Source organism: Kordiimonas sp. (genome assembly GCF_048264555.1).
Taxonomy (GTDB): domain Bacteria; phylum Pseudomonadota; class Alphaproteobacteria; order Sphingomonadales; family Kordiimonadaceae; genus Kordiimonas.
Map to the genome: position 1 here is coordinate 19,231 of NZ_JBLXCX010000011.1, position 9,159 is coordinate 28,389.

Consider the following 9,159-nt stretch of genomic DNA (forward strand, 5'->3'; position numbering starts at 1 on the left):
TGTCGGTGATACATGACCGCGCCTGCCGCCCTAACCTTGGCTTTGCTTGAAAATCTTGGTGGTGTCTGCACTACCGCCGTCAAGATAGCCACGAAGGCGGGCGGCATTCAGCCGAAGTCGAAGCTCGATCTCTGCCTCCGGCACGTTGTGCGCACGCCCCCAGGCGGCATCCCCCGCATTCAAGGCAGCCACCTCACGCTCCAACACCTCTTCAGAGGCAATCAGGTCATATCCCCAGAAGTGCTTGAAGAAGCTCGCTTCAATTGACGCACGCTCCCGCGTTTCCTCCTCGTCATAGTCGTGGCTGTGGTACACGGTCGCCTGCGCCGCATAAAGTTTGGCAAAGCCCGCCTCGATAATATCATGCGCCCATAGCTGGTCTTCCCCAAACTCAACAACACGGTAGGGAATTTTCTCCCACACGGAGCGGCGGAAACAGCTGTTGTTGTCGCTATAAAAATGCAGGAACTGACGCCAACCTTCATCGCCCGCACGGTAGCGAGCCATATCCGTATCGCGCGAGACGCATAGCGGATGCTGGAGCATATTTGCGAAATGCGCATCCAGGTCACGTTTCGTGAACGCAGACGCATTCGGGTACGCAAAGTGTTTGCCGAACGCCCCGGCGGCTTCGGGTGTTGCCTCCAGCGCTTCCACGAGGTTGAAGAGCCACGCATCATTCGCGGGCAACGCATCATGGGTCAGGAAGGCGATATACTCGCCCGCTGTAAGCTCCACCCCAAGGTTGCGCGTGCCGCCGTGGCTAAACTCGCTTTTATCAATCTGGTGTAGGCGCACATCTGGCCGCTTGGCGATCAATTCGAGCGTGCCGTCCGTCGAGCCGCTATCAATCACCAGCACCTCATAAGGCCATGGTGTATGCTGCGCGAGCACACCATCCAGCACCGCTTCAAACTGTGCCCCGGCATTATAGGTCGGGATCACGACAGACGCCTTGGGGGTAGTATGCTTGGCCGCAGGCACCACTTTGGCATCCGCCTTGGCCGCAGCCTCCGTCACCGCACTGCGGATCGTACCTTCGACCGTCTCCGCCGCTTGCTTCCATGAGAAGCCCGATACCCACTCAAGGGCCGCGTCCGCTTGTGCCTTCTGCCTGGCATCATCCGCCAGCAGCGCCCGAATTTCTTCCGCTATCGCCCGTGGGTCAGGCTTGGCCCAACTCACGATATCGGGTTTATAAATCGCGCGGGTATTCTCGCCGTCCAGTTCTACAATCGGCAGGCCACACGCCATCATTTCTTGCGGCACGAGTGAATAGTTGGTGGCAGAGAACACCACGCCGATATCTGCTTTATTGAAAAGCGCCGCCAGGTCTGCTGTCGACGCAACACCGTGGTCAGTGAAGGCAAAAGGCGCATCGCCAAAGGGCACGTCGTTGCCAAAAAAATCAACATGGAAAGGCACACCTTCGCGCGCCAGCAACTCAAGCGCCAAAAGCCCAAGCTCAACTGCGCGGCGGTCTGTTGCTATCCGGGAATAAAAAGCAATGCGGGGCACAGCGTTTTTCGTTTCCGTCTTCTGGCCCTCCGGCTTAGTAGGGAAATAAAGCCGCTGATCTGCCGCCAGATAGAAATATGCTGTGCGGCGGCCATAGTCCCTGCTCAGTTTCTGTGCAAGCCAGGGGCTGGCACACAGGCAATAAAGCTCCTGCTTGTAGGTTAGCTCCGCCGCCAGATAGTTGCCGCCCATCGCGAAGAAAGACGGCTCAAAATCCTGCACAAAATAGAACCGTTCCCTGAAGTTCGCAGCGGCCATCACCGGCCAGACAGACCAGCAATCCGTCGCGACGATCGCGTCGCCTGATGCTTGCTCCGCAAATTTGCTGCCCACAAAGCGAACGTCAGCCGCAATAAACTGGAAGTGTTTGTTGATGGTTTCGCGCGCGTCTTCCGGCCGCTTGTGCTGGTCAGGGTCATTTATCCAGATAGTGACCTGATGACCCTGCCGCTCAAGAAAGCTGATCATGCGGAAGATGGTCATATGCCCACCACCACCAGCGGAAAAGTCCGGTATCACCCAGTGGATAGAGAGGGCGTCAGGATTGAAGACACTTGCCTTTGACGCCAATGGGACACGATCGTACGCAACGATATTCTCCATCGCCCGGCCAAGAATGCGCTCGCCGCCATGCGCGCGGTATACTGCACCTGACTGGCCTTTTCTCTCGCGCGGGGCGGGAACAATACGGCCTTCCTGTCGGCCTATCTGGACATAGTGCGCCAGCATGCTTCCATCAAAATCTTCCAGTTCGGGATAAGCCTCAAGATAGGTTCTCTCATCAAACTCCCGGCTTGGGTTGTGCCCGCGCTGCCAGCCTTCCTCTGCATAAAAAACGAGAGGATGACGGTCGTCGATCTCGTTTGCATATTCGTCCGCATACCACTGCGTATCAAAATATCGATTGGGGCGACACTTGAGCCCGGTGCCAAACAGCAGGAAATGTTCAACATAATCGGCACCACCGATGAGGTCTGGCGCATAGGCTTCCGCGTACCAGAGAGGATCAAACAACCCGGTATCAAGGATGGCTTGCCGCGCATTCGCCCGGGCAGCATCATCCAGCACCAGATAGGCGTGGCCTTCCTTGCCAAGATAGGCCGGATTCGGCCAGGAGCGTGGCACACCCAGGCGCTTGCTTTTGAGGAAGTGCAGGAGCGGGTTGTCCTTACCTTCACAGATATCCCTGTTCAAAAGGAAGTAGAGCACCGGTGAGAAGGTTTTTGATGGCCAGTTGCCGCTCACGCAGCCTTTGCGGGCGTAATGCAAAAGCGGCATCTCCTTGCCGATTTCCGCGCCGTAACAGGTTTGGTACCAGCGGTCATCAAAATACTCGTTCGGCCAACGGCCTTCACACACACCTTTGCGCACGTAATGCTCGAGCGGTGTGATATCCTCGCCCTTAAGGTCCTCAGATTTTTTGACGTACCAGGCGGCATCAAAAAGCCCGGTTTGCGCAATCTCTACCATACGCTCAAGCGTGGTTTTATCGTCACTCTCATCACCGCTTGTGGTGGCAAGGCTTACATCAAAGCGGGCAAACCCAAGCACTTCACCATGCTGCAGGTAGTGAGAGAGCGGCTCCGTGTCCGTGCCGATCTCGGCGGCATAGGCCTCCCTGTATAGATTGACACTGAACCGCGCCGACGGGTTCAGGCCCTTTTTCCAGCCCTTACCGGCATAATCAATTAGCGCGAGCGTGCTGGGCTTCCCGCGTTTTACCCCGCGCTTATAATAGGCCGGGTCAAAAAACAGGTTGGGTTTGAAACCATGCCTCTCACCAAAAACCGCATAATGCAGCGCCGGGTCTGCCATGCCCTTCTCGTCCAGATGAGGGTGGTATGTCGCACGGTAAAATGCCGCATCAAACAGCCCAGTCTCTGAAACAGCTATGGCCCAGTTTTTATGTTGGCTCATGATGGTCGCGTTTTTTAGCGCCAATGCACCCGGCGGGGGTACCCATGGATCAATGAACGACTTGGTGATGGCCTTGCGGCCTTCATGACGACCATACGCAAGGAAGTGCGCAAGTGGGTTAACCCCCGCGTCCGCGATATCCGGGTTGGCTTGCATATAGGGCTTGACCAGAAACTCTTTTGAAGGGTCCAGCCCTTCGCGCCAGCCAACCTCCGCAAAATGCACAAGCGCCAAACACGGCTCCGCAACGCCGGACTGGGTGCTGTAAAACGGTGCATCGAAATAAGGGTTCGGCCGATAGCCGAGGGCAGCGCCCTTCTCAACATAATGCGTGAGCGCCTTAAGAGGTTTGAACCCATCAAGGCCGTACCGCTCGCTATACCAGTCAGCGAGGAAAAGCCCGGTCTTTTCAATTTGCCGGATCAGTTTGGTGCCTTTTGTGGACACACTTTTACTCATATAATTTCCTAAACCCTTAGCCGCGGCCGGATATACCCCACAAACAGCGGCACGAGCCTGACGCCATCATGGCCATCCCACTCGCTGTGTCATGAAAATGGATTTGCATCAAATTAACATTTAAGGTCGGTAACACAACCACCTAGATTTTGGGCTCTTTTATGTCGTCTGTTCGTGTTTTTCCAAAAAAAACTACCTGCTTTTCGGGAAATGTGGCCGCACTGTCTGCCAAGCAACCTGAACTGGAGATGAAAGACGGCAACTTGCAGTTCAACGCAGCAGCAGGAACAGGCGCTGAGGTACTTTTGGTTTTCGGGCCCCTTTATGCCAGCCTTTATGTCGACGGGATATTCCATGCGCGAGAGCGGCGGCCCGCACCAGATGCACCCTATAACATCACCTTCCCTACCGGTGTGCTCTTTGAGCCTCACACACCATCGGATGGCACACGCATTTTGGAGGAGCTTCCGTTAAGCGATGAGGTGACGTTTGACCGTGCCCAATGTGCGCTTCTCCTCAACGCGCCCGAAGATGCGATTGCACTCGCCCAGAAGCTTTCCGCATCAGCGGAGAAAACCGAGCTTCTTGGCCGGGCGGTGCGGCAAGCCTTCGCCCACACCAAGCAGCAGGCGATGGATAATGCCTTAGCCGGGGAGCGTGAAGCTGCGCTCACACGCATGTCAAACATCACCGACCTTTATAGCCATCTGCCCCATGGGATAACTACGCCACAAAACCCTGCACACTTGGCCACACATCTGCCTACACATTCGCCCCATGTGGCGATCATCGGCGATCTCTCCCTGCCCCAATGCAAACACTATCGTGTTGATCAAAAAGTTGAGCAACTTCAAAGCCTTGGGTTGAGGGTATCTGTTTTTTCCCGGTCAGATCTGGAGGCTTTCAAAGCCGCAACGAGCACTTTCAGCCATGTAATATGCTACCGTCTGCCGCTGCTGCCGGCGGTTTACAGCGCACTGATGGCTGCAAAAAGTTCCGGGATTACAGTATTTTACGAAACAGATGACCTGTTGTTTGACAGTGTGGCATTCCCGGGGCCACGGGCATCTTATGGGCTTGGTTTCAAAGATCAGGAGTACGCGGAACTTCTTATCCTGCCGCCCCTATATCTCGCTGCCATGCGGTTATGTGACGGTGTTATCACGTCAACCCCCACGCTCAGGGATGCCATTCTCACCGCACTACCTGGAATGCCCGTGCATATTCACGCCAACGCACTCGGGGCACAGCACCGGCGCGCCCAAAAGAGTTTCTCAGTCCATAACTCTCATGAAGATACTGATACTGTTAATCTTTTTTATGGCTCCGGCACGCGGGCACTGCAATCTGACTTTACCGACTTTGCGGAAAGCTGCCTTGTACCGCTTTTCCAAACCCTGCCGAATATTCACCTGACACTTGCGGGATATCTGGACCTTCCGCCCGCTCTATCCCCGTTTTCGCATAGGATAGCTCGTCAGACCTTCACTGACCTTGCTGATTACTGGGACGCTCTCGCGGCAGCCGACATCAACCTGGCGCCCCTGAGTATCAATCGCTTCAACCACTGTAAAAGCGCCATTAAATGGCTGGAGGCCGCGATGTTTTCTGTGCCCACGGTCGCGAGTGCTACCGCAGGGTTTAGCGCGGTTATCACACGGGGGGAAACCGGTATGCTGTGCGAAAGTGCGGAGGGGTGGCAAGCGGCGATCACCGGCCTTGCCAACAACCGCTCTCTACGGTCATCGATCGGAGCTGCAGCCAAGGTCCAGGCGGAGCGTGATTTTTCCGAGCGCCGTTTGGCCCTAAACCTCGCCCATATCCTCGACATACCAGCAACTTAGTCGCGCCTAATGGCTCCACACCTTATCAACAAAGGTCCAGGCTTTATCAACCGTCACACCATCACTTGGGCGGGCTGCGATGGCCAAAAGCTTAAAGCTTTTATCAACTGCCCCCTCCAGCGTTAGTGTAACCGTTTCACCCGGCGTGATCTTCTGCCATGGGCTTGCCCTTACCCCTTCAACTGCCTCACCCTGGTCAAGCTGCGTCAGCAGCTCGGTGTCAGGCTCCTCATCAAACGCCAGAAGGCTGAAATCAACGCCTGGGTTACCGTCGCCATAATGCCTTAACCTGACCGATAGCGCGTTGATCAGATCATTTGGGCTTATAGGCAACGATGCCAGCACGAGGCCTTGCGCACGCGGATGCACCTGCAGCGCCCGTTCCTTCATGCGGTATTCGACCGGCTTCCAGTCTAGCGTATCCTTGCGCGGCCATAGCTGCCCGGCCCCTCTCAGCCCCTGGCTCAACTCAATTTCAGGTGCGCCAACTGCAATCGGCGCAAGCGGTTTCAACGCCAAACCAGGCAGGAAGGCCGCTCTGTATCCAAGCACTTTTCTCAAATGGCGTTCAAGGAGCGCATTGTCGAGGATCGCGTCCCCCTTATCCCGGAGGCGCCTCGCCGGTAGAGTGATATCCGGTGACGGTGCCACCGATATATTCATCTTGCCAAGCGCCATCGTCCGCCCCAAAAGCGTGTACCAATGTGATTGCTCGGGCGGCGTGAAGGCCAGATCATTCGCGACCATATCTTTAAGCACAGCCACACGGAACACAGCGGCCGGCGGCAACGCCTCCGTTGACAAGACGGCCGCCGCAGCCGCACCGCCGGCGTATGTGCGGATAATGTCCGTGCGACCGTCCGGCGTTAAAAGCCGCACGTGGCTCGCGAAAGCCACAACCTCCTCACCCAACAGGGCACGCCGTGCTTTCCGCCAATAGGCTTCGTTTATGCCCGTTTCAGCGTCAGCAATAGCCACAAGCCCTTGCAGGTTGGACATCACAGCCGCAACTTCTTCCGGCCAGGGCTTGTCCCCTGCGAGCCAGTATATGTCCGCTGCTCGCTGGTCAAACACGCCCTCCCCACGCCAGGCATCGGGCAACAACAGGAGAATACGGTCCGGGCCATCATCTGAGGCCAAAGCTTCCACGTAACGTTCAAGGCAACCGGAGACATCCTCCCGGCGCTCAAAACCATGCAAAAGCAACGTTAGTTCCCCATGAACCTCCCCTTCGAGGGCTGAGGCTTTAACTGCCACCTCCCAATAGGGTGTGGTTGTTTGAACGGAAACCGTGCCGGTCGACCTTACCTCAAGCGCCTGGCGCATCGTAGCCACGAGGCCAGAGACCGTACCATCAAACTTCAGGCAATTTTCATCCTGTCGCCAGCGGCTTTTATCACCAAACGCGAGGCACGCGCCGTTCAAAATAACTTTGCTACCCAGATGAGAGGCCTCATAGGCAAAAAGGCATAAGCTTTCATAGTTTGATGGAATAACCGTGATGCCTGACCGGATCGCGCTGATACGCGCGCTCGGGCTTACGTCTCGCTCAATAGTAACCTGCGCACGCCGGTGCACGGGAATAAGGCTTTCGAGCCATGCAATATAGGTATCGTCCCAACCGTAGGAGATGAGGCGGAAGCGGCCCGCGTACGCTGGCGTTTCACTGAGAAACTTTAGAGCTGCCTTGATGAAGAGGTCTGGTTGCTTGAAGGGTTGCAGGCGCGACGAGAAAATAAAATCTGGCTCGTTGACCTCGTTCAACTGCTCACCCGCCGCAGCTTCATCAGCCGTAAGCTCGATGGGCGGAAACTCTGTATAGCAGCGATCACGCCAGGAGGTCGGGAAGCCATAGTGCTCTTGGTTATAATCTATGATGCCTTCCAGATGGCCAACGATTACATCGGCCTTCGCAAGGCACTGATACTCCATATCCTCAATGCATCCAGCCCAGTGGCCAACTTTCTCGTAGAAAGGTTGATGCGCAGCGATTACGCCAGCCGTCGAATGCAGCCTTACGGCAATCTGGGCATTAGTGAAGTTCATGCCCGCAGCTTTGGCCTCAAGTGTCGCAAGCCCCCAGCCGCCATAGTCTGGAAACTCAATGATATCAAAGGGAGCACTCAGCCCACCCTCATATTCCTCCAGCGCCCAATAGAGCATAAGCGATTGCCGATAGGCATGGCCATAGTGCCAGTTAAGTGCGTTGCTATGGTCAAACTCTGCGGCCCACCCACCGAAGGACGCCGCTGTGAGCGGGCAAAAGAATACGGACGCAAGCCCGGATAATGCCTCCCTGATCTCAGCCTGCACATGCTCTGGCTGCCATACCATCAGGAAGTGGATGTCCGCAGGCGCCCTGTTTTCCGCATTTTTGACCGCAATATTATAAAGCATGCGGCCAATGCCACCCTTGTGTAGCGGGTAAATCTCGTTGGTGACAAAACAGATGCGCGTCATAGACCTTACCCCTCCAGAAACTCGTTGAGCCGATTGAACGCCAGGGTATTCCGTCGCTCAACATGAGCGTGGATCATATCGGTCATCGCATCAGCGTCAGAACGCCAGAGGTGGAGCAGAGCTTCCAAACTCTTGATGATTTCGTGTGGGGTATCGAGCCGTTCGACCGTGCAGAGCCTAATGAGCTCATCACCCGAGAATTCCTCAAGCCCAAGTGGCCCAGTGAGGCATGGCCTGCCGATAGCAAACGCCTCCAACTGGGTCATGGGCTGGCATTCCGCCAGCGACACATTCATCACCACGGCCGCCGCCGCGATCTCGTTCATCATCTCATCGCTTGCGAGAAAACCGGAGGCGGAGACCCTGCCAAGATCTTCCAGAAGCTCCAGGTGTTTAGGTTCGTGCACAGTGCGAATGGTATCCAGCCCCGGGGTACGCAGCGCAGCGATCAGATTGGTATAAAGCCCTTTCCGCCAGTGGTTCTCAACCGGGATGAACACCCGGGCAAAATCTGGCTTGTTTTCAGCACGCGGCACTGTAGGGCAAAAATTGATCAGCGTTTTTCCCCAGGTATGGGGCACAACCTCATGAAAGTGAGGTTTGACGCTACCGATACGTTCAAGAACACCCTGTTTCAAAGCGTCAACAAGGGCTGCCTGCATACGAACCTCGAACGGAGCCTGAAACTGAGTGGACGTTACATGGCTTACAGCAAAAAGCCTCACAGCATTGCCGAGTTGTTCTTTCAAATATGTGGCAAGCCCCGCCATCGGTTCCGAGAAGCCCTGAAAGCAAATAACAGAGACGCCGCTTTCCGTGATAATTCTGGCGATATCTTCAAAATGGTCCGGCGTTAGGATATCCGGGTTAATCAGTAGCTTCTGACCCGGCATAGCGGCTGTAGCACTCCGGATCCCGAACCAGTTGTTGTGATAGATGTTGAGAAGGGATGGTGTGTGAC

At 55.7% G+C, this 9,159-nt stretch carries 4 protein-coding genes; 1 reads left to right on the forward strand and 3 read right to left on the reverse strand.

The genetic code is table 11. The features are described from left to right. Window positions 1-30: 30 nt before the first annotated feature. Window positions 31-3,894 carry a glycosyltransferase gene (locus ACN0XZ_RS18445; RefSeq protein WP_417459290.1) on the reverse strand — a complete coding sequence of 1,288 codons (3,864 nt, stop codon included), beginning with the start codon at window positions 3,892-3,894 and terminating at the stop codon, window positions 31-33. Between the two features lie 212 nt (window positions 3,895-4,106). Here ACN0XZ_RS18445 and ACN0XZ_RS18450 point away from each other — a divergent pair, with 212 nt between their 5' ends. Further along, a complete protein-coding gene (locus ACN0XZ_RS18450) occupies window positions 4,107-5,738 on the forward strand; it encodes a glycosyltransferase (RefSeq protein WP_417459291.1) in 1,632 nt (543 codons plus the stop codon). Window positions 5,739-5,744: 6 nt separating this feature from the next. Here the strand turns inward: ACN0XZ_RS18450 and ACN0XZ_RS18455 are convergent, their stop codons facing one another. Both ACN0XZ_RS18455 and ACN0XZ_RS18460 read right to left on the reverse strand, forming a co-directional pair. Next, window positions 5,745-8,198: a hypothetical protein gene (locus tag ACN0XZ_RS18455; protein ID WP_417459292.1), complete on the reverse strand. Its 2,454-nt coding sequence runs from the start codon at window positions 8,196-8,198 to the stop codon at window positions 5,745-5,747. A gap of 5 nt (window positions 8,199-8,203) precedes the next feature. Beyond that, the coding region (locus ACN0XZ_RS18460; protein ID WP_417459293.1) for a glycosyltransferase at window positions 8,204-9,159 on the reverse strand (956 nt) is incomplete at its 5' end.

Coding starts and splice junctions, on each gene's coding strand:
- ACN0XZ_RS18445 (WP_417459290.1), bottom strand. CDS start 3,894: ATGAGTAAAAGTGTGTCCACAAAAGGCACCAAACTGATCCGGCAAATT.
- ACN0XZ_RS18455 (WP_417459292.1), bottom strand. CDS start 8,198: ATGACGCGCATCTGTTTTGTCACCAACGAGATTTACCCGCTACACAAG.